General features: G+C 72.9%; 19 protein-coding genes. 14 read left to right on the top strand and 5 right to left on the bottom strand.

What is annotated here, in order from left to right; all coding sequences use genetic code 11:
- Position 1 precedes the first annotated feature (1 nt).
- Positions 2–1,030, bottom strand: coding sequence for an ornithine cyclodeaminase (locus CFK41_RS13565; protein WP_096800145.1), 1,029 nt, complete (start codon positions 1,028–1,030; stop codon positions 2–4).
- A 150-nt stretch (positions 1,031–1,180) separates the two neighbouring features.
- Between CFK41_RS13565 and CFK41_RS13560 the strand changes: the two genes are divergently transcribed.
- Both CFK41_RS13560 and CFK41_RS13555 read left to right on the top strand, forming a co-directional pair.
- Positions 1,181–1,612 (top strand): Lrp/AsnC family transcriptional regulator, encoded by a 432-nt coding sequence (locus tag CFK41_RS13560; RefSeq protein ID WP_096800144.1) that lies wholly within the window; start codon positions 1,181–1,183, stop codon positions 1,610–1,612.
- Positions 1,609–2,586, top strand: coding sequence for a histidine phosphatase family protein (locus CFK41_RS13555; RefSeq protein ID WP_096800143.1), 978 nt, complete (start codon positions 1,609–1,611; stop codon positions 2,584–2,586). The genes CFK41_RS13560 and CFK41_RS13555 overlap by 4 nt, the downstream gene beginning before the upstream one ends.
- Before the next feature lie 132 nt (positions 2,587–2,718).
- Here CFK41_RS13555 and CFK41_RS13550 read toward each other — a convergent pair whose 3' ends face one another.
- Together CFK41_RS13550 and CFK41_RS13545 are read right to left on the bottom strand one after the other, a co-directional pair.
- The gene (locus CFK41_RS13550; RefSeq protein ID WP_096800142.1) at positions 2,719–3,480 is read right to left on the bottom strand and encodes a metal-dependent hydrolase; all 762 of its coding nucleotides are present in this window, start codon (positions 3,478–3,480) and stop codon (positions 2,719–2,721) included.
- A 51-nt stretch (positions 3,481–3,531) separates the two neighbouring features.
- Positions 3,532–6,339 carry an FAD-binding and (Fe-S)-binding domain-containing protein gene (locus CFK41_RS13545; protein ID WP_096800141.1) on the bottom strand — a complete coding sequence of 936 codons (2,808 nt, stop codon included), beginning with the start codon at positions 6,337–6,339 and terminating at the stop codon, positions 3,532–3,534.
- A gap of 54 nt (positions 6,340–6,393) precedes the next feature.
- Between CFK41_RS13545 and glsA the strand changes: the two genes are divergently transcribed.
- From glsA to CFK41_RS13525, 4 genes are read left to right on the top strand one after another with little or no spacing between them, the layout of a single operon-like run.
- The gene (glsA, locus tag CFK41_RS13540; RefSeq protein WP_096800140.1) at positions 6,394–7,437 is read left to right on the top strand and encodes a glutaminase A; all 1,044 of its coding nucleotides are present in this window, start codon (positions 6,394–6,396) and stop codon (positions 7,435–7,437) included.
- A complete protein-coding gene (locus CFK41_RS13535) occupies positions 7,434–7,925 on the top strand; it encodes a GNAT family N-acetyltransferase (protein ID WP_096800139.1) in 492 nt (163 codons plus the stop codon). Before glsA ends, CFK41_RS13535 begins: the two co-directional genes overlap by 4 nt.
- Positions 7,926–7,935: 10 nt before the next feature.
- Positions 7,936–8,766, top strand: coding sequence for a DUF5926 family protein (locus CFK41_RS13530; RefSeq protein WP_096800138.1), 831 nt, complete (start codon positions 7,936–7,938; stop codon positions 8,764–8,766).
- Positions 8,763–10,085: a glycosyltransferase family 2 protein gene (locus CFK41_RS13525; protein ID WP_096800137.1), complete on the top strand. Its 1,323-nt coding sequence runs from the start codon at positions 8,763–8,765 to the stop codon at positions 10,083–10,085. The genes CFK41_RS13530 and CFK41_RS13525 overlap by 4 nt, the downstream gene beginning before the upstream one ends.
- A gap of 10 nt (positions 10,086–10,095) precedes the next feature.
- On the opposite strand, the gene CFK41_RS13520 is transcribed toward CFK41_RS13525, so the two are convergent.
- Positions 10,096–12,087, bottom strand: a complete 1,992-nt coding sequence (locus CFK41_RS13520) for a hypothetical protein (protein WP_227873085.1) — start codon at positions 12,085–12,087, stop codon at positions 10,096–10,098.
- Between the two features lie 85 nt (positions 12,088–12,172).
- Here CFK41_RS13520 and CFK41_RS13515 point away from each other — a divergent pair, with 85 nt between their 5' ends.
- From CFK41_RS13515 to CFK41_RS13485, 7 genes are all read left to right on the top strand, one after another.
- On the top strand, positions 12,173–12,580 hold the full coding sequence (locus tag CFK41_RS13515; protein WP_096800136.1) for a GntR family transcriptional regulator: 408 nt from the start codon (positions 12,173–12,175) through the stop codon (positions 12,578–12,580).
- Positions 12,577–13,089, top strand: a complete 513-nt coding sequence (locus CFK41_RS13510) for a GNAT family N-acetyltransferase (RefSeq protein WP_096800135.1) — start codon at positions 12,577–12,579, stop codon at positions 13,087–13,089. The genes CFK41_RS13515 and CFK41_RS13510 overlap by 4 nt, the downstream gene beginning before the upstream one ends.
- Positions 13,086–13,589, top strand: coding sequence for a GNAT family N-acetyltransferase (locus tag CFK41_RS13505; protein ID WP_227873084.1), 504 nt, complete (start codon positions 13,086–13,088; stop codon positions 13,587–13,589). The genes CFK41_RS13510 and CFK41_RS13505 overlap by 4 nt, the downstream gene beginning before the upstream one ends.
- Positions 13,590–13,797: 208 nt before the next feature.
- A complete protein-coding gene (locus CFK41_RS13500) occupies positions 13,798–15,345 on the top strand; it encodes an HNH endonuclease signature motif containing protein (RefSeq protein WP_227873083.1) in 1,548 nt (515 codons plus the stop codon).
- A gap of 26 nt (positions 15,346–15,371) precedes the next feature.
- Positions 15,372–15,917 (top strand): GNAT family N-acetyltransferase, encoded by a 546-nt coding sequence (locus CFK41_RS13495; protein WP_096800134.1) that lies wholly within the window; start codon positions 15,372–15,374, stop codon positions 15,915–15,917.
- Between the two features lie 22 nt (positions 15,918–15,939).
- Entirely contained in the window at positions 15,940–16,914 is a 975-nt protein-coding gene (gene pheA, locus CFK41_RS13490) for a prephenate dehydratase (RefSeq protein WP_096801088.1), read from the top strand.
- Entirely contained in the window at positions 16,911–17,447 is a 537-nt protein-coding gene (locus CFK41_RS13485; protein ID WP_096800133.1) for a YdeI/OmpD-associated family protein, read from the top strand. Before pheA ends, CFK41_RS13485 begins: the two co-directional genes overlap by 4 nt.
- Here the strand turns inward: CFK41_RS13485 and CFK41_RS13480 are convergent.
- Positions 17,437–18,612: a diacylglycerol/lipid kinase family protein gene (locus CFK41_RS13480; protein ID WP_096800132.1), complete on the bottom strand. Its 1,176-nt coding sequence runs from the start codon at positions 18,610–18,612 to the stop codon at positions 17,437–17,439. The genes CFK41_RS13485 and CFK41_RS13480 overlap by 11 nt on opposite strands.
- A gap of 44 nt (positions 18,613–18,656) precedes the next feature.
- On the opposite strand from CFK41_RS13480, the gene serS reads away from it, so the two are divergent.
- On the top strand, positions 18,657–19,928 hold the full coding sequence (gene serS, locus CFK41_RS13475) for a serine--tRNA ligase (RefSeq protein WP_096800131.1): 1,272 nt from the start codon (positions 18,657–18,659) through the stop codon (positions 19,926–19,928).
- The last annotated feature ends 66 nt before the right edge of the window (positions 19,929–19,994 follow it).

The raw sequence follows: 19,994 nt of genomic DNA, 5'->3' as shown, positions 1-19,994 counted from the left end.
CTCAGCTCACCGGCGCGAGGACGTCCACCAGCGAGAACAGGTCCTTGGGGTCGTCCGGCTGGGCGACGAGGTCCACCTCGTCCTGCAGGTCGCTGCCGGCGGTCGCATCGCGGGCGCAGCGCAGCGCGGAGAAGTCGGAGATCGCGAATCCCACGGAGTCGAACAGGGTGACCTGCTCCGCGTCGGTGCGACCGGGGGCGGCGCCGGTGAGCACCTCCCACAGCTCGGTGACGGGGAAGTCCGGCGCCATCTGCTGGATCTCGCCCTCGATGCGGGTCTGCGGCGTGAACTCGACGACCACGACGGCGTCCTCGAGGATCCGCGCGTCCAGCTCGGTCTTCCCGGGGCAGTCGCCGCCGATGGCGTTCAGATGCACCCCGGGTCGCACCTGCTCGGCGCGGAGGATCGTGTTGCGCGCCTTGTCCGCGGTGCAGGTGGTGATGATGTCCGCCCCGTCCACCGCGTCGTCGACCGACGTCGCCGCATGCACCCGGAAGCCGAGCGGGGCGAGGTTCCGGCGCACCTTCTCGGTCGCCGCCGGGTCGATGTCGTAGACCCGCAGGTCCTCGATCCCGAGCACGCCGCGGAGGGCGAGGGCCTGGAACTCGGACTGCGATCCGGCGCCGATCAGCGCGAGGGTGCGGGAGTCCGGCCGGGCCAGCGCCCGCGCGGCCATCGCGGAGGCGGCCGCGGTGCGCAGCGCGGTCAGCAGGGTCATCTCGGCGAGGAAGACCGGGTACCCGTTGTCGACGTCGGCGAGCACGCCGAAGGCGGTGACGGTCTGGAATCCGCGCGAGGGGTTCGAGGGGTGGCCGTTGACGTACTTGAAGGAGTAGAGCTCGCCGTCGGAGGTGGGCATCAGCTCGATCACCCCGAGCGGCGTGTGGCTCGCGATGCGGGGGACCTTGTCGAACTCCTCCCAGCGCCGGAAGTCCTCCTCGAGGTACTCGGTCATGCGCACCAGGATCTTCTCGGCGCCGTCGCGCCGGATCCACCGGGCCATGTTCGCCACATCGAGCAGCTGGGTCATCGTCCGGCCTCCGTTCGTGAGGGCCGACGGGGCGGCGTCGGCGCCGATGCGTTCAGCCTAGATTTCGCAGATGGCAGGCGGAATGGCGGAGATGCGGAACTTCTGCGAAGCGCCTTCGCAGTCTGCCCAGCGCGGCTTAGCATGATGCGCATGGATCGTCTCTCGGAGCTCGACGAACGGCTGCTGGCCGCCCTGCGCAACGACGGGAGGGCGCCGATCGCGGCCCTCGCCACCCGGCTCGGGGTCTCCCGCGCCACCGTCACCAGCCGGATCGAGAAGCTCACCGCGGCCGGCGTCATCGTGGGCTTCACGGTGCGGGTGCGGGACTACGCCGAGGCCTCGACCGTGCGCGCCACCTCGTTCATCGAGGTCGAGGGTCGCAGCACCGACCGGGTGATCGGGCATCTGCGCGGCTTCCCCGAGATCCAGTCCCTGCACACCACCAACGGCGGCTGGGACCTGGTCGCGGAGATCGCCTGCTCCGACCTGCCCGCCTTCGACGACGTGCTGCGCCGCATCCGCTCGATCGACGGCGTGGTCAACAGCGAGACCAGCCTCCTGCTCAGCTCGGTGCTGCGATGAGCGGGGCGCGTCGCCGCAGCGCCGCCGTGGTGATCGAGGACGGTCGGCTCCTGGTCATCGGCCGACGGAAGGACGGGCGGGAGTACGCGGTGCTGCCGGGCGGCGGCATCGAGGACGGCGAGACGGAGCGCGAGGCCTGCCTCCGGGAGCTCCGGGAGGAGACGGGGCTCGAGGGGGTCGTCGTCGAGGAGCTTGTCACGCTCTCACCCGGCGCGGACTCGGCGACCTACTTCAGGGTGCGGGCGCAGGTCGAGGACCTCGTGCTCGGCGGTCCGGAGCTCGACCGCTCGAGCGACGCGAACGTGTACTCGCCGCAGTGGGTCCCCGTCGAGGACGTCGAGGGGATCGGCCTGGTGCCCGAGTCCGCGCGCGCGGCGGTCCGGAATGCCACAGGCCGCAGGACCACGATCATCCTGGCCCGCCACGGCGAGGCCGCCTACCCCGAGGGAGAGGACGGCGGCGTCCTCACCGAGGCCGGACTCGAGCAGGCCCGCGCCCTCGCGGAGCGGATGAGCGATCGCGGCGTCGACGCCGTCGTCAGCTCGGAGCTGTCCCGTGCGCGGCAGACCGCGGGGATCGTGGCCGAGCGCGTGGGGCGTGAGGTCCAGGTCCTGCCCGGGCTGCACGAGTACCGCAGCGGCGACGAGCCCTACAGCATCCCGGCCCTCGGCGCCGCGCTGATGGCGTGGCTGGCCGGTGACCTCGAGGCGCGAATGCTCGGTGGGGAGAGCGGCGCAGAGATCGTGCGGCGGGTCCTCCCGGTCCTCGAGGACCTCGCCCGACGGCACGAGGGCGGGACCGTGGTGGTCCTCATGCACGGCGGCGCGATCCTCGCGACGCTGGGGAGCATCGCGCCCGGACGCACCGGACTGCCGACCGGCGGTGACCCGTACCGGCTCGAGACCGACCTCGCCGGAGGCTCCGACGTCACGCTCGAGCACGCCTCGGGGACCTGGAGCCTGCCGCCACGATGATCCCCGCCGGACCGCCCGCCGAGGCGCGGTTCTGAACCACAATCTGGATCAGAACCGCCCCTCGGCGGGGGACGGGAGAGCGGGGGTGGGGGAGCGGGGGAGCAGGTGGGGGAGCGGGGAGGCTCAGCCAGGTCAGCCCGCGACCGTCACGATCACAGCGGTCACCGCATAGCCGGTCAGGACGGTGCACAGCAGCCACTCACGGGCGCTGCCCGTGTCGCCCAGCACCGGCAGGGCGATGTCGCCGCTCCGCTGCCACAGCGGTGAGGCGAGACGCTTCGGGGGCTTCGCCACGAGCGGCCAGGTGGGGAAGGGGATCCCGTCCGTCGTCAGCAGGTCGCCGATCAGATGGGTCAGCGCCCCCACCGCCACGGCGGCGGGGAGCCAGAAGGAGGTGTCCGGCGCGACGACGGCCACCAGCAGCCCCGCTCCGAGACCCACCGCCCAGGGCAGCACGAGCCCGTCGACCATCTTCAGCGCCCGGGTCCCTAGCGCGCACAGGATGGTGACCAGGAGCGCCGCGCCCGCCTCGATCCGCCCCAGCACGGGCACCTCGACCTGCCAGTCGAGCCCGTTCACGAACGCCGCGAGCACGGTGAAGACCGCGACGGCCAGCAGCGTGTGCGTCGCCCCGCGATGCCCGGCCGCCCGGCTCACCGCCCGGGTGAGCACTGTGGTCAGCCCGCCGCCGGAGCGGGAGATGGTCGCGCCGGGATGGTCGACGTCCGGCAGCAGGGCCGCGCCGGTGGCGACCACGGCGCCCGCGAGCGCCTGCCCCGGTGTCAGGTCCCAGAGGCCCAGCCCGCTCACGTGGCCCAGCACGGGTGCGGAGCCCACCAGGGCCATCCAGGCGGCGGTGCCGCTGATCGCGTGATGTCCGCCCATCATGGGCATCGCCCTCCTCGACAAAGACCGAGAGGAACAGTACCGGCGGGTCACGACAGGTCAGCGCGTCACGGCCTCCAGCAGCTCCAACACGTGGCGGTAGCTCTTCCCGGTCGCGGCCTGCATGCCCAGCTCGCAGGTGCGGTTCGCCGAGACGTACCAGTCGGTCTCGCGGCGAGCCACCTCCGCGGCCTCGGCGCGGGTCGCCGACTGCGTGAGCTCCGGATGCAGCATGCCGCGGTCGCCCGCGTAGCCGCAGCAGCCCCACTCCACGGGCACCACGACCTCGTCGGCGCAGGCCTCGGCGATCGCCACCAGATCCGCGGTCGCGCCCAGGTGCGTGGTCGAGCAGGTGGGGTGCACGGTGACGGAGCCGGTGCGCTCGCCGATCTCGAGCCGCTCCAGCAGCTGCCCGCGCACGAAGCTGATCGCATCGACCACCTCGACGCCGCTGCCCTCCATCGCCCCGGCGATCCCCTCGGTGCAGCTGGAGGCGTCGACCACCACCGGCAGCTCTCCGCCCCGGCTCGCCGCGAGCAGCGCCGTGCGCACCCGCTCCCGCATCTGCTCCTTCGCCGCGGTCATGCCCTTGGAGGAGAAGGGAGTGCCGCAGCACAGCGAGGCGGCGTCGTCGGGCACGGCGAGGCGCACCCCGGCGCGCTGAGCGAGGAGGTCGAGCGCCGCGGGGACTCCGGCGCTCGACGACCCGCACGCGCAGTCACCGCCGCAGCCGCCCGTCCCGCGCGGCTCCTCCGCGGCCCCGAACATCGTGTGCACGCAGGCCGGGAGGTACACGGCCGCGACGTCGGCCGAGGCCCGCCCGCGCCCGCCGGCCCGCCGCACGGAGCCGCCCCGACGCGGCAGCTCGTCCCGATACTGCGGCACCACATCGGCGCCCAGCACCGCGCGGCCCACCTCGGTCGCGAGCCGCGGCAGCACCGCCGGCATCGCCCCGGCGACGCCCATCGCGGCCGACGCCCCTCGGGTGAGCAGGTCCCAGCTCCCGGCCGCCGCGCCCCAGGCGGTCGCCGCGGCGGGGGCGGCGTCCTCGGCGCGCAGGCGCCGCACCAGGTCGCCGGTGTTGATGCCGACGGGGCAGGCCGTCAGGCACATGCCGTCCACCGCGCAGGTCTGCAGGCCCTGGTAGTCGTAGGCCTCCCGGATCGCGGCGGCGGTGGCGAGGTCCCCGCGCCGCTCGGCGTGCTCGGCGTCGCGGCGCAGCACGATCCGCTGGCGCGGGGTGAGGGTGAGGTCCTTCGAGGGGCACACCGGCTCGCAGTAGCCGCACTCCACGCAGCGGTCGGCCTCCTCCTCGATCTCCACCACCGGCTTGAGGTCCCTCATGTGTGCGGAGGGGTCCCCGGTGAGCACCACGCCGGGGTTCAGGATCCCGGCCGGGTCCACGAGCACCTTCAGCTCCCGCATCACGCCGTACAGCTCGGGCCCGTACTGCCGCTCGACGAAGGGGGCCATCACCCGCCCGGTGCCGTGCTCGGCCTTGAGGTTCCCGCCGTGGTCGAGCACCAGCTCGACCATCTCCTCGGTGAAGGCCTCGAGCCGGTCGCCGCTCTCGCCGAGCCGCTCGTTGAGGAGGAAGTGGATGTTGCCGTCCTTCGCGTGCCCGAAGATCACCGACTCGTCGTAGGCATGGCGGTCGAAGAGCTCCTGCAGGCCGCGGCAGGTCGCCTCGAGCTCCGGCACCGGCACCGCCACGTCCTCCAGCAGCGCCGTGGATCCCGCCGGTCGCGCCCCGGCGACCGCGGCGTAGAGCCCCTTGCGGGTGGTCCACAGGGCCGCCCGTCGAGCGGCGTCGGTGGTCATCGAGAAGGGCGCGGCGAGGCCGAGCGAGCCGGCGAGGGCCCCCGCCTCCGCGGCGAGGGCCTCGAGCGCCGCCGGCTCGTCGGCCCGGTGCTCGACCAGCAGTGCGGCATGGTCCTCCACCTCGAGCCCGCGGATCTCCTGCGGAGCGCCCGCCAGCCCCTGCGCGACCACCAGCGACCGCGCGTCCATCAGCTCCGCGGTCGCGAACCCGGCGCCCACCACCTCGGGCAGCGCCGCGGTGGCGGCCGCGAGCGAGGGCAGCACCAGCAGCCCGGTGGTGATGTGCCGCTGGATCGGCACGGTGCGGAACACGGCGGAGGAGACGAAGGCGAGCGTCCCCTCGGAGCCGACGACCAGGTGGGCGAGCACCTCCGCCGGGGTCTCGAAGTCCAGCAGGGCGTTGATCCCGTAGCCCATGGTGTTCTTCAGCGCGAAGCGCTCCCGGATCACGCGCGTCGCCGCCGCATCGTCCCGCACGCGCCGCATCAGTCGCAGCAGCCCCTCGTGCAGCTCCGGCTCGTCGCGCCGCAGGCGCGCGTCGGCCCCCTCGAGACCGGTGTCCACGACGGTGCCCGAGGGCAGCACGAAGCGCAGCGACTCGAGGGTGCGGTACGAGTTCTCCTGGATCCCCGCCGCCATGCCCGAGGAGTTGTTCGCGATCACGCCGCCGATCGTGCAGGCGCTCTCGCTCGCCGGGTCCGGGCCCAGCCGGCGCATGTGGCGCAGCAGGTGGGCGTTGACCTGGCGCAGCGTCGTGCCGGGCCCTACCCGCACCCGTTCGCCGCCGTCGAGCACCTCGACCTCGCGGAAGTGGCGGCGCACGTCGGCGAGCACCGAGTCGGACTGCGCCTGGCCGGACAGGCTCGTGCCCCCGGAGCGGAAGGTCAGCGGCCGACGCGCCCGCGTCGCCTCCCGCAGCATCGCGACGACCTGCGCCTCGTCCTCGGGGGCGGTGACCGCCTCCGGCAGCAGCAGGTAGTGGGAGGCGTCGTGCGCCAGGGCGTGGCGGGCGACGACATCGGTGTCCAGCGGCGGTGCGACGGTCATGACCTCACGGTATCCCCCAGGGCGCGGGCCGTGACGGCCTGTACCGTCAGGTGCGTGAGCTCCGCACCGACCTCCCTGTCCCTGTACCTGGACCGCCTGACCATCGCGCTCTCCGGGGCGACGACGATCGCCGATCCGGACGCGGTCCAGCCCGATCGCGGGATCGTCGGCGGCGCCGACGTCGACGGCGACATCCCCGAGCTCTCCTTCCTCTCCGGCGCGCAGGAGGACCACCTCGGGGTGGCCGTCTGCACCGTCGACGGCGAGATCACCTCCTCCGGCACGGACCACGCCTTCCCGATGCAGTCCATCTCGAAGGCCTTCGCCTACGGCGCGGCGATCGACCTGCACGGCATGGACTACGTGGACTCCGTGGTCGACGAGGAGCCGACGGGCGAGGAGTTCAACGCCCTCAGCCTCGATCCCGCCACCAAGAAGCCGAAGAACCCGCTGGTGAACATCGGGGCGATCCGCACCCACGCCATGCTCGGCACCACCAAGGACGAGCGCACCCAGCGCCTGCGCGCGATCCTCGACGCCGCCGCGGGGCGCCCCCTGGAGCCGCATGACGAGACCTGGAGCGAGGAGCTCAAGAGCGCGGACCGCAACCTCGCGCTCGCCTACATGCTCCGCGCCGCCGGTTCGATGAGCGAGGACGCCGCCGACGTGGTGGGCGGCTACATCGAGGGGTGCGCCGTGCTCACCTCGGTCACGGACCTCGCCGTCATGGCCGCGACCCTCGCCTCGGGCGGCACCAACCCGCTCACCGGCGAGGAGGTCTTCTCCCGCGTCGCCGCCCGCCAGGTGCTCTCGGTGATGCTCACCTGCGGGATGTACGACAACGCGGGGGACTGGGTGAGCGACGTGGGTCTGCCTGCGAAGTCCGGTGTGGGCGGCGGGATCATCGCGGCCCTGCCCTCCCGCTTCGGCGTGGCCAGCTACGCCCCGCAGCTCGACCTGCACGGCAACTCGGTGCGCGGCACCCTGTTCTTCGAGCGGCTCAGCGCGGACTTCGCCCTCCACATGCTCGACGGCGTCGAACCGCGGGACCTCGAGGAGTGCGCCCGGGAGCTCATGGATGCGGGGACCCACCCGTGATCGAGGTGCGCCGGATCGGCGCGGAGGACTGGGCGATCTGGCGCGAGCTGCGCCTGCGCGCCCTGGCGGACGCCCCCGAGGCCTTCGGCACCACCCTGGAGGAGGTGCTCGGGCGGGACACCGAGGAGCACTGGCGCGCCGGGGTCACCGCCCCGATGGTGCCCTTCCTGGTCGAGGCCGACGGCGCCCCTGCCGGGATGGGCCGGCTCCTGCTCGACGACACCGGCGAGGTCACGGAGCTGATCTCGGTCTGGATCGCATCGGAGGCGCGCGGCCGGGGCGCGGGCCGGGCGCTGCTCGACGCCGCCGTGGAGCATCACGCCGCGCACCTCGCGGACACCCGGCTGCTCCTCGCCGTGGTCGAGACGAACGCTCCGGCCCGCCGTCTGTACGAGCGCGGCGGCTTCGTGGTGATCGGCCCGAACCCGGAGGACGACGCCGAGCTGCTCATGGAGCGCCTCCGTGGAGGCGGCGCACAGGATCGGTAGACTCCCGACCATGAGTTCCACCTCGAGCAACGACCTGGTCCGCCGTCCCTTCGAGGGCCTGCCCAATGAGCAGGACCTCGTGGCGATGCGCCAGCTGATCCCGGCCGCGACCATGGCCGCGAAGACCACCGCCGAGTACGGCTCCCTCGACGTCGAGATCGCGACGATCCTGCCGATGGCCTGGCCCGCCGTGCGCCGTACCGACGGCTCCATCACCGTCGGCATCCAGGCCGGCTACCCCGGCGGCGACCTCTCGCGCGGGATCGGCCAGGCGATCCGGCTCGCCGCCGCCCTCGAGCCCGGCAGCCCGATCACCACGGTCACCCTCGATGAGGACGCCCCGCGCCTGCAGGACATCCTCGACCTCAGCGGCGACTTCGAGATCCAGGTGCAGGACACCTTCGAGTTCTGGCTCGACCCCAGCGCCGAGCGCACCGGCGAGATCGAGAACGCGATCACCCAGGCGAACGACTCGATCATGCCGACCCGCCCCGTGGCCGGCCTGCCCCACGCCTACTGGGTCGACGCCGGCTCCAAGGAGCACCTGCGCTGGGTGCTCGATGCCGACGAGGAGAAGGTGATCGACGCGGTCACCCGCCTCCACGCCCGTCGCGAGTCCGCGATCGGCGAGGGCACCAAGTACGTCGGCTCCTTCCGCGCCGAGGGCCTCACCATCCCCGTCTGGGACCTGCCGAAGGGCTGCGGCGCCGAGGGCGTCGAGGCCGAGGCGGAGGCCTTCCGGACCCGCTTCCAGGAGGCGCTGGCCGTGACCGAGCCGCTCACCACCCTGGAGCGACGGGCGCGGGGCGGCATCGTGGCACGGCAGGTGACCCTGCGATGAGCACCGCGGGGCCCCTGACGGCGCACCGCCCCGAGCGGGTCGCCGTCGTGATCCCCGCCAAGAACGAGGCGGAGCGGATCGAGGCGACCATCGCATCCGCCCGCCGGATCACCGGGGTCGACCTGGTGGTGGTGGTCGACGACGGGTCCACCGATGCCACCTCCGCCGTCGCCATGGGGGCCGACGCCCTGGTGGTGCGGCACAAGTCCAACCGCGGCAAGGCGGCGGCGATGGCCACCGGCGCACAGCTGGTCGCGATCCGTGAGGGCGCCGAGCGGGCCGACGGCGGCGACACCTTCTCCGAGGAACTGCACGCCGAACCCCGCGAGTCGGGCCACACCGGTCCGCTGCCGGTGATCGACCCGACCGGCACCGTGCCCCGTGCCCTGCTGTTCCTCGACGCCGACATGGCCGGTTCCGCCGAGGCCGCGCAGCCCCTCGTGGACGCGGTGCTCGGTGAGGGCGTCGACATGGCGATCGCTCTGCTGCCCCCACAGGTCGGGGCGAGCGGCATGGGCATCGTGGTGCGCACCGCCCGACGCGGCATCCAGCGCGCCACCGGCTGGGAGCCCGACCAGCCGCTCTCCGGCACCCGTTGCATCACCCGCGAGACCTGGGAGGCCTGCCTCCCGCTCGCCCCGGGCTGGGGCGTGGAGACCTCGCTGACGATCGACGCGCTCACCGCCGGGTTCTGGGTCAAGGAGATCCCGGCCGCGCTCCACCACCGCGCCACCGGCAAGGACCTGCGCGGGCAGCTGCACCGCGCGGCCCAGCTGCGCGACGTGGTGCGCGCCCTGGCCCGCAAGCGCCACCTGGCGCCGGACCTGGAGGACCAGGACCTGGAGAGCGCAGATCTAGAGAGCGCAGACCTGGCCGAGGAGCAGCCCGCCCCGCTCCCGTCAGGTCCCGCCGACCATGACGAGGAGAAGACCTGGACCGTCGTCCCCGAGCGTGCCGAGTCCCGCCGCGCCACCCTCGCCGATCTCCCCGTCGACGGCGAGTTCTCCGATGACGAGACCCGCGCCCTGGGCGATGTGGACATCGACGAGCTCGACGCCCTGCTGCGCGATCTGCCGGTGGTCGGGGACTTCGCGCCCGATGACATCGTCTATCTCGCGGGCACCGATCTCGAGGCGCTCAGCGCCCGTCTCCGCGGCGCGCCGGTCGAGACCCGTTTCTCCTCCGAGCACGCCGTGATCATCGCGTCCCACCTCGGCACGCCGGATCCGTCGATCCCGGAGACCCTCCGCACCCCGCTCTCGCCCGATGAGTACACCTCGCTCGTGGTGCACGCCGCGGTCGAGGCGGAGAACGACTGAGCCGGCTCCGTCAGCCCCGCGAGCGGGCGAGGTCCGTCGGCGCCGGCAGCACCGCCGGCAGGTAGGCGAGCGAGACGCCCACCATCGCCGCCACCAGCACCGGACCCGTGTCGTTGACCGCGTAGCCGGCCCAGGTGCCGGCCACGAGCGCCACCCGCACGCGGTATGCGACCGGATGCTCGGCATCCAGCGCCTCCAGCCGCCGCCAGCGCAGCCGGCCCGGCATCAGCAGCGCCACCGAGGCCGCGAGGGCCAGCAGAATGATCACGGTCAGCACGGGGTAGCCGAACGTCATCCCGATGTTCTGCGCCAGCTTGCGCACCACCACGGAGACCAGCTCCCCGCCGAGCAGCTCGTCGATGAAGCGGCCCAGGTGCGTGCGGTCCTCCGGCGGCCGCAGCCAGTCCAGGAACGAGACGCCGAGCACCGCTGCCGCCCCGCCCGCGCCGAGCGCGAGCACATGCCACGGCCGCAGCCGGATCCCGGAGACCAGCACGGCCAGCAGGCCGAAGATCGGCAGGGTCGTGAGCATCGAGCCGAAGTCGGCCCCCATCGACGGGGACACGCACACCACGGCCACCACGGCTCCGCCGCCCACCGTCCACAGCACCCTCGCCCTCCGGGTGCGCACCACCGTGAACAGGCACAGCAGCGCGATGAGCGTGGCGGCCAGCACCATCCCGAACAGGTGGTTCGACAGCCCGTAGAAGCGGCCGCCGGAGATCGGCTGCGCGCCCAGCGGCGAGGACAGCTGGAACCGCGAGCCGGTCGCGGACTCGCCGAGCAGCAGCACCGCGACCAGCGCCGCGGAGACCCCGACGGGCCCCGCCCGGTGACGTCGCCACGGACCGGCGAGCACCAGCACGGACAGCAGCGCCGAACCGGCCCAGATCACCCCGGTCAGGGCCAGGTCGGGGGAGTCCGCACGCCACCAGGGCACCAGCGAGGCGAACAGGCCCACCGGCAGCGCGAGCGGTGCGATCGTCGCCAGCGCCCGCCCCACGGCCGCGAGCCGGGGCCGGCGCGCCAGCGGCGGGATCAGCAGGATCGCGATCCCGATCGCCCCGGGCACGAACCAGGAGCCGAGCGCCGGCACCGTCGCCCCGTCCACCAGCCGCGCCGCCTCGGAGCGGTCCAGCGCCAGCTGCTCGGGATCGAAGGCGTCGGTGCCCCGGAACGGCTGGCCGGGGATCAGCCCGTCAGCCGTCGCGCCGTAGGAGGTGAGGATGGTGGGCAGCACGTCGGTGAGCACCACGACGCCCGTCTGCTTGGTGGCGCCGCTGGTGAGCGCCTCGCCCGGGTAGGCGGAGTCGGTCGCGACCTGGAGGCCGACGGTCCGCGAGGCCATCGACCCGGGCTGCTCGACGTCCTCCGGATTCTCGGGGTCGGTCGCGGCGACGGAGACGAGCAGGGTGCGGGGCAGCCTCGCCGCATCGCAGCCGCCGGCGGCGTCGAGCACCTCGCCCACGGTCGCGTCGAGTCGGCTGAGCGCCTTCGCACGGCGCTCGTCGTGATGACCGGGCACCGAGCCGATGTCGACCAGCACGATCGCGTCCGAGGTCAGACCGTCGGCGACCTCCGACGGATCCCCGGCCTCGAGCGTCGGCACCGGCAGCTGCTCCCACTGGTCGGTCGCAGGGTTCGGGACCCCGGCGGTGCGCGGCGCCTCCGCCGCGAGTCCCCGGTATCCGGTGCGCAGAGTCTCCATGCCCTGGCGCTTCGTGGAGATCACCGAGGTCGAGGTGGTGTTCATCGCGCCGGCGCCGGAGCGGTCCGCGAGGCACTGCAGGTTCGGGGTCCCCTCCGGGCTGATGTCCTCCCAGTGCAGGCCCGCGGTCGCGAGCACCAGGCGCACCGGCTCCGTCGGCCCGTCGGCCCGCGCGCCCGGTGCGGCCACCACCGCGAGCGCGGCGAGCAGGCCGAGGGCGCCCAGCAGGGAGACGAGCAGCGCCGCCGGGCGGCGACCGGTGTGTGGGACTGCAGGCGGGGCGGAGGGAAGCACCCCTCGATGCTACGGGTCGCACCCGCGCGACGAGCCGCGCCTGCGCAGGGCCTCCACGCTTCTCACACGCTCTATCGTGGTCGTCATGTCCTCTCCACAACCGCCCTATGAGCAGGTCCGTCGCGAGATCGTCGAGCAGGTCCGCTCCGGCGAGCTGGCACCGGGGGACCGGCTGCCCGCGATCCGTGCCCACGCCGCCGACCTCGGCCTCGCCGCCGGCACCGTCGCCCGCGCCTACAAGCTCCTCGAGGAGGGTCAGATCATCGTCACCCGCCGCGGGGCGGGGACCACCATCGCTCCGGGCGCCGTGCGGGCGGCGCAGCGCGCGGCAGCGACCGCCGAGCGCGAGTCCGGCGGCCCGGTGGACGCGGGCCTGGTCTCCCTCTTCGCCGGACCGGTCGCCGCCGCCCGCGCCCGCGGCGCCCGCGACGTGGAGATCCTCGCCTCGGTGCGCGCCGTGCTGGCGGGGAAGAGCGGGGGAGCGGCGGAATGAGCCTCGAGGTGCTCCGGCACGACGCCGAGGCCGCCTCTCCGTATCGCGACCGGATCCTCGAGCTGTGGCCCACCGCCTTCGAGCCCGTCGCGGACGAGGACGACTGGCGCAATCGCTTCTGGGAGCAGCATCGAGGCCGCGCCGACTTCCGCCTGGTCACCGCCGAGATCGACGGGCGGCTCGTCGGCTTCGCCTGGGGGTGCACGGGCGAGCGGGGGCAGTGGTGGTCGGACACGGTCCGCGCCGCCCTCGGGGACGCGGGCGACGGCTGGATCGGCGGGCACTTCGAGTTCGTCGAGCTCGCGGTCCGTCCGGAGCACCGGGGGAGCGGCATCGGCGGGGCGCTCCACGACGCGCTCCTGGACGGGCTGGACCACGAGCGGGCTCTCCTGCAGACCGATGCGGACCCGGCCTCCGCCGGGCATCGCCTCTACCTCGCCCGCGGATGGCAGGTGATCGGCGCCCTGTCGGAGCAGAAGGCCGTCCTGGGGAAGCGCCTGCGCGGGTGATCCGGCTCGAGCGGATCGGCCCCGAGCACGCCGCGGCGATCCTCGCGGAGCAGGACGCCGCCCTGGCCGGGGAGATCGTGGGGGAGCGCTGGACCGCGCAGAGCTTGGAGGACTTCCTCGAGCGCGCCGCCCGGTGGCGGGCCGATGGGCCGATCCGCGAGTACGCGGCGATGACGGACGGCACCTCGGGCGTCCTCGTGGGCGGCGGCGGGCTGAACCTCCTGGATCCGGGCCTCGAGCGCGGCGAGGCGGCGCTGACCTACTGGGTCCTGGCCCGCCATCGCGGTCAGGGATGGGGGCATGCCCTGTCCGCCGAGATCGTCGAGCGCGCCCGGGCGGAGGCGCGGATCGCCCGCCTGGTGCTGCGGATCGCGCCGGCGAACCACCCCTCGCGCGCGCTCGCCCGGGGTCTCGGCGCGGAGCCGACGGGCGCGATCGAGCGCCATCCGGCCGACGGGGCGCGGACCGTGGAGCGCTGGGTCCTCGAGCTGCGGGGCTGACGCGGCGTCTTCGGGCGGGGCGTCAAGGCCGCCCCGGAAATGTGGATGAATTGTGCGTCGATCGGTGGAGTCGGGTGTTCTTTCCTCCCCATTGCGAGTTATCCACAAATCCGTCCCCATCTGCGGTGATGTCTTGTTTCAATGGTTCCTCGGGATAAAATGGAGACCTGAAGAACGATGATCCGTGAGGTTCTTCTGCAGGCATTTCATGCCTGGATTCCCCCGCGAGGAGGTGGAGATGATGACCGTGGCAGCACCCCGCCCGTCCTCCCGTGTCCGCGCGCGCTCGCCGCTCACGGCGGAGTCCCTGCTCTCGCGCGGAGACCTCGAGGCCGGCAGCGCCGACGCCGCCGCGATCACCCGGATGATGGAGCGCGAGCGCGAGGAGTCGCGGCGCCATGCCCGGCACCTGCTCGACCTCGCCCCGTTCTGGATCGATCACGAGGATCCGGATCTCGCCGACGATCGCGAGGAGCGCAGTCTCGCCATCGCGATCGCCCTGCGCACCACCACCGCTGCCGCCGCCTCCCGGATCCGCGAGGCGCACAGGGCGTTCACCGAGATGCCCCGCACCTTCGAACGGCTCTCCGCCGGGGACATGCCGAAGGACTGGCACCGGCGGATGCTGAGGGCCGTCGGCGATCTGACGCCCTTCCAGCGCGAGGAGGTCGATCGGCGCATCGCCGCATGGGACCTCGCCTCCATCCCGGCGGACCGCTTCCGCGACGAGCTCCGCCAGGTGATCGCCTGGTGCGAGCGTCAGGAGCCGCGCCAGTGCCCGGAGCACTCCCGGGACGTCACCGTGGAGTCCAGCGGCCGTGACGACGGTGTCGCCTCCCTCCGCATCACCGGCCCGATCCCCGAGATCCTCTCCCTCGCCCGCCGGCTCGATGCCGCCTCGAGAGCTGTCCAGACCCAGCAGCGCCACGCCCTCGAACAGGGCGCGCCGATCCCCTTCGACCTCGACGGAGACGTCGCCCGCGACGGCACGACCATGTCGCAGGCCGCCCTGCGCTACGCGATCATCCACCGCACCCTGCTCGACACCGCCGGGGTCGAGGTGCCCGCTCCCCGCCACCGCGTCAACGTCGTGATCCCCGTGCTCACCCTCATGGGCCTGGACGACACCCCCGCCACGTACGACGGCATCACCCCGCTGCCCGCGGCGATGTCCCGTGCGCTCGCCGAGACCGAGCCCGTCTGGCACCGGGTGTTCACCGACCCGCTCACCGGCAGGTTCCTCGAGCTCCCCGCCCAGCGCTATCGCCCCAGCCCCGAGATGGTCGAGCACCTGCGCCTGACCACTCCTCGCTGCGCCGTCCCCGGCTGCACGAAGGGCACCACCGATGGCGCGGAGAACGACCACATCGAGGAGTTCGACCACGAACACCCCGAACGTGGCGGACCCACCAGCCTCGACAACCTCCACCGGCTGCACTGGGGTCATCACGACTTCAAGACCGCGAGGCGCATCGACCCGGTCCGAGAACCCGACGGCTCCACCACCTGGACCGTCGGCTCCCCACCCCTCGTCCGCACCACCGTGCCACCACGCCTTGATCTCGCCACGCCCCGCATCGCCGCCGCCATGACCGAGTCCTGGGAGCACTACCGATGGCTGAGCATGATGGAGGAGATGGAGCGCTGCGGCGAGGCGGCCCGGATCATGCAGGAGTGGGGCCCCGTCGACCTCGAGATCGAGGACCCCGAGGAGTTCGATCATCGGGCACGCTGGGACATCGACCCGCCGTTCTGAGCTCGTCCCCGTGGGATCATGGCCCGATGCCGCGCACCGTCCGCCTCGTCCCGCCGTCCGTCGGCCTCCGCTCTGCGTATCTCGACGCCATCGCGGACTTCGCCGGAACTGCCCTGGACGGATCCGGCATCCGCGACCCACAGCGGCCCCCGACCGCCGACGGCGACGTCATCGACTTCATCACCACCCGCCTCGCCGAGGAGGACCCGGCCACCGAGCTGCTCGACGGCTGGGTGCACTGCACGAGCCGCTGGATCCTCGACGCCGAGAACGATGAGATGCTCGGCTTCCTCGCCGTCCGCCACCGCCTCACTCCCTTCCTGCTCGAGCAGGGCGGGCACATCGGCTACTCGGTGCGCCCCTCGGCCCGCAGGCAGGGCGTGGCCACCGCCGCTCTGGAGCTCGGCCTCGAGCTGGCGCGCACCGCCGGCATCGATCCCGTGCTGATCACCTGCGACGAGGACAACACCGGCTCCCGCCGCACCATAGAGCGGGCAGGCGGGACTCTCGAGGACATCCGCGAGGGCAAGCGACGATACTGGATCGGCGATGGACCCCGTCCCCTCGCCTGAGCTCCCCGAGTACCCTTCCACCATGCGGTATGGATTCCTCGGTCCCGAGACGACCTTCACCCACCAGGCACTTCTGCAGGCCCTCGAGGCGCTGCCCGAGGAGTCCACCCCTGTGCGGGAGATGGTGCCCTTCTCCTCCGTCGCCACCGCCGCCACCGATCTGCTCGCCGGGGACATCGACGCCCTCATGGCACCGATCGAGAACTCCGTCGAGGGCGGTGTCTCCGGCACCCTCGACGTCCTCGCCGCGACGGACTCCATCACGATCGTCGCCGAGCAGACCGTGCAGATCACCTTCGTGCTCGCCGCACGGGAGGCGACGCCGCTGGAGGAGCTGACCACGGTCTCCTCCCACCCCCATGCCCAGGCGCAGGTCCAGGGCTGGCTGCGCCAGAACGTGCCCGGCGCGCACGTCGCCGCCGCCTCGTCGACCGCGGCCGCCGCCCGCGACCTCGCGGAGGCGGATCCGGCGGAGGTGCTCGGCCGGGCCGCGGTCTGCTCCCCGCTCGCCGCCGAGCACTTCGGCCTCACCGTCCTCGCCGAGGGGATCGAGGACTACGACGGCGCGATCACCCGCTTCGTGCTCGTCACCCGCGAGGGCCGCATCCCGGCCCGCACCGGCGCGGACAAGACCACCGTGGTCATCCAGCTGCCCCACAACCGCTCCGGCGCGCTGCTCGAGGCGCTCGAGATCCTCGCCTCGAACGGCGTGAACCTCTCCCGCATCGAGTCCCGCCCCGTCGGCGACTTCCTGGGCCGGTACTCCTTCTCCCTCGACCTCGAGGGGCACATCGAGGACCGCCGCGTCGCGGCAGCGCTGCGCTCGCTCCACCGGCTCTGCCCGGTGGTGCACTACCTCGGCTCGTATCCGCGGGTCGACGGCCAGCGCGCCGAGGTCCGCGAGGACTTCGCCGACGACGCGTACGACGAGGCCCACGACTGGTTCGACCGCCTCGAGGCCATGGTCACGCCCGGCGACCCGACCACCGCGCGATGAGATCGACAGGCACCCCCGTCCACGGCCGCTCCACCGTCAGCAGGATCGAGGAGCGGCTGATCGTGGTCCTGCCCGAAGAGGCCAGCGCCGAGCTGCCCTCCCGCGGGCAGGTCGCCGTCGAGGCCGTGCTGAACGGTCACGAGCTGACCATGGTCGTCGAGCCCGACGGTCGCAAGGGGCACTGGCTGCGGATCGACGAGGAGCTGTGCGCGGCGCTCGACCTGGTCGAGGGCGCGGAGGTCGAGTTCACCCTCACACCCACGAAGGCCTGGCCCGAGCCGGAGGTCCCCGCGGACCTCGCCGACGCGCTCGAGGGCGCCGACGACCTCTCGGAGACCTGGCCGTCCCTCACCCCGATGGCGCGCTGGGAGTGGGTGCGCTGGGTGGGGGCGACCCGGAACCCCGACACCCGTGCCCGCCGCATCGAGGTCTCGATCGACAAGATGCGCCACGGCAAGCGCCGCCCGTGCTGCTTCGACCTCTCCTCCTGCACCGACCCGGAGCTCGCCCGCAGCGGGAAGCTCATCGGCTGACGGCGCGACCCTCCGTCGATTCGCCCTCGGCGGGCACGCGCAGGCGCAGCACGCCCGGGTCCACCGTGGCGATGAGGTGCGTGGCCTCCACGTCGGTGTCGCCGTCGAGCTGCACCGGCTGCGGCTTGGCGGTGGTGACGCGGATGCCGGTGGTGAGGTAGCGCTCCACGGTCGAGAGCTTCGGGCCCACCTTCGGGACCAGCTTCGGGTTCACGACCTGCGCGGCGACCTGGCTGAACCCGGCCGCGCCGCGCCAGCCCGCGACGACCACCTCGAGCTGCCCGTTGTCGATCGTCGCATCCGGCATCAGCACGAAGCCGCCGGGGAGCTTGCCCACGTTGCCCAGCAGCACGGTGCGGGCCTTGTGGGCGTGACGGCTCTCGTCCGGCAGCTGCACGACGACGTCGACCGAGCGGCCCAGCACGGTGCGGATCCCGCCGAAGACGTACGCGATCCAGCCGATGCGCTTCTTCATCTCGGGATCGGTGTAGCCGATCATCTCGGCGTCGGCCCCGAACCCGGCGATCACCAGGAAGATCTGCCGTTCGGCGGCGCGAGCCCCGGCGTCGGAGGAGCCGACGCGCAACCAGCCCACATCCACCTGGCGGTCCCGACCCGTCAGTGCCGCGATCATCGCGGCCGACGGGTCCTCGAGCGGCACCTCGACGTTGCGGGCCAGCAGGTTCCCGGTCCCGGCGGGGATGATCCCCATCCGGACCTCGGTGCCGGCGAGGACCGAGGCGACCAGGCGCACGGTCCCGTCGCCGCCGGCGGCCATCACGAGGTCCGCGCCCTCGGCGACGGCTCGCTCGGTCTGCCCCTTGCCGGGGTCGTCGATCGTGGTCTCGTAGAAGACGGTCTCGGCGCCCTCCATCCGCTCCACCACCTCGGTGATGGACTGGCGGAAGGACTCGGTGCCTTTGAACTTCGACGGGTTCAGCACCACGGCGACCCGGCGCAGGCGGTCCGAGGATGCCTGGGGCTCCTGATCGGGATTCGCCGGTTCCGACGAGTCGGTGCCGTGGTCGAGCCGCTCGGTGGCGGCCGCGAGCGAGGCCAGCTCCCGGCGGTGGCGGCGCAGGTGTCGCAGCACGACGACCAGCAGCACGATGGTGACGACGGTGGTGACCACCGAGACGATGCCCAGCCACAGAGTGAGGTCCATGGCGTCAGAGTACTGGCGGCCGGCGGCGCGGGTACCCTGGACCAATGATCGATCTGCGGCACCTGCGCGAGAACCCCGAAGCCGTCCGCGACGCCCAGAGGGCGCGCCGTCGAGACCCCGCCACCGTGGATGCGGTGCTCGAGGCCGATGTGCACTGGCGGGAGACCACCGCCTCCTTCGAGTCCGCGCGCGCCGAGCAGAAGGCCTTCGGCAAGCAGGTCGCCCAGGCCACGGGCGAGGAGAAGCAGGCGCTGCTGGCCGAGGTCAAGCAGCTCGCGGCGGACGTCAAGCGGCTCGAGGCCGAGGCCGCCGAGGCGCTCGCCGTGCGCGACACCGCGCTGCGTGCCATCCCGAACCTCGCCGACGGCGCTCCCGAGGGTCTCGAGGAGGACTTCGTCCTGCGGGAGACCGTGGGTGAGAACCCGCGCTTCGACCACCCGGTCAAGGACCACCTCGAGATCGCCGAGGGCCTCAAGGCGATCGACATGGCCCGCGGTGCGAAGGTCTCCGGTGCCCGCTTCTACTTCCTGCGCGGCATCGGCGCCCAGCTCGAGCTCGCGATCCTGAACTCGGCGATCGACCAGGCCACGCAGGCCGGCTTCACGCCGATGATCACCCCCACCCTGGTGCTGCCCGAGTCGATGGAGGGCACCGGCTTCCTCGGCGAGCACGCCGACGAGGTCTACCACCTCGACAAGGGCGACGACCTGTACCTCGTGGGCACCAGCGAGGTGGCGCTGGCCAGCTACCACCGTGACGAGATCCTCGACCTCGAGGACGGCCCGATCCGCTACGCCGGCTGGAGCGCCTGCTACCGCCGCGAGGCCGGCAGCTACGGCAAGGACACCCGCGGCATCATCCGCGTGCACCAGTTCCACAAGGTCGAGATGTTCTCCTACTGCCGCCTCGAGGACTCCTATGAGGAGCACGAGCGCCTGTTGGACTGGGAGCGGGAGATGATGGCGCGGATCGACGTGCCCTACCGCATCATCGACACCGCCGCCGGGGACCTCGGCACCTCCGCCGCCCGCAAGTTCGACTGCGAGGCCTGGATGCCGAGCCAGGAGACCTACCGCGAGCTCACCTCCACCTCGAACACCACCCAGTTCCAGGCCCGGCGGCTGAACATCCGCGAGCGCCGGGAGGACGGCCTGCGCCCGGTCGCCACGCTCAACGGCACCCTGGGCACCACCCGCTTCATCGCCGCGATCCTGGAGAACCACCAGCAGGCCGACGGATCGGTGGTCGTCCCCGAGGGGCTGCGGCCGTACCTCGGCGGGCGGGAGGTCTTCGAGGTCCAGGGGGGCGCTGCCTGAGATGCCGGCACCTCGACCGCTCCACCGCCTGCTGGAGGCGCTTCGTCACCGACGGTTCACCCGTTC

Origin of the sequence: Brachybacterium ginsengisoli, from assembly GCF_002407065.1 — a bacterium.
GTDB lineage: Bacteria > Actinomycetota > Actinomycetes > Actinomycetales > Dermabacteraceae > Brachybacterium > Brachybacterium ginsengisoli.
This window is presented reverse-complemented; position numbering and strand designations above follow the sequence as displayed.